Annotated in this window: 2 pseudogenes; both read right to left on the reverse strand. The window is 64.2% G+C overall.

Annotated features, from left to right (window positions below):
* Positions 1 to 215, reverse strand: a pseudogene (locus EOA28_RS36690) (aminopeptidase P family protein); the annotation flags it as partial.
* A gap of 16 nt (positions 216 to 231) precedes the next feature.
* Positions 232 to 1,076: pseudogene (locus tag EOA28_RS36695) on the reverse strand (glycosyl transferase family 39); the annotation flags it as partial.

Raw genomic sequence — 1,076 nt, forward strand, 5'->3', positions numbered from 1 at the left:
GCGCGGATGCGCTCGAGCCGGTAGCTCCGCATGGCAACCAGGTTTGGAGCGGCAGCGCCTGCAGCCGCCCATTCGGCCTCGGCTGTCGCGCCATAGCCCAGCACATGCTGGTTGAGCGAGGCCGCCTTCTCGCGCGAGGCCGCGCGCAGCGCATCGATCGATCCGGGTTCGAAGGGCATGATCTTGCGATGGCGGCCGAAGCCAAGCTTGTCCATTCGTCCCCCTACGCACTCACGGCGCGATCTTCTTATGCAGTTTGGTGATCGTGACCTTGCGCGGCGGGAAGCCGAGCGCCTGCGGCACCTTGACAGTGCGGTGGACAGTGTCCATCGCATAGCCGGCTCTCGCCAACTCTTCGAAGACGTCCGAGGACGATTCCCTGTCATCGGCGAGCACAAGCACCGCCGGCTCGCGGATCGACCGGGCGAAGTCCGGTGTCTCGTCATCGAGCGCGATAAGATCGGCGTCGACCAGGCGCAGATTGCCGACCCAGAACCAGCTCGACACCACGGTCTTGACCGGTCCGTCAGCGTTGATCTGCTCGTAAAGCGACCGGTAATCCATACGCACGACGCCGCCGCGGCTGTCGCCGCCGTGCAGATGCATGTACCAGCTCAGCGGCAGCACAAGGACGGCAAGAAGAGCGCCGACGAAGACGATGGTGGCTTGCGTCTTGCGGCCCCTCTGGCCCATGGCGTCGAAGCGCATGGCAAGAGCCGCCGGCAGGAGGATGAAGATGGGCAGCATCCAGCGGTCGCGAAACTGCGTGATGCCGGCCGCCAGCACGACCGTTACCATGACCACAAGGCCAAGGACGATCGCTCGCCATGACAGTTTCTCCGGCCACCGTACCGGCTGCGGCGGTTCCGTCTGTTTTCTTATCGCCAGGCCGTAGGCGACGGCAAAGATCGCCACTGGCAATCCAGCGAAATTGACGATCGCGTTGACCAGCCTGCGGATGCCGAGAAGTGCCGTTTTCGCGATGCTGCCGCCTTCGGCGACGCCTAGGCCTCCCTGGTGCGAGAGCAGATCGTCCAAATGCGTGAGGCTCCAATAAAGCGTCGGCAGGCAGGCAA

It is taken from the genome of Mesorhizobium sp. M2A.F.Ca.ET.067.02.1.1 (assembly GCF_004023285.1).
Classification (GTDB): domain Bacteria; phylum Pseudomonadota; class Alphaproteobacteria; order Rhizobiales; family Rhizobiaceae; genus Mesorhizobium.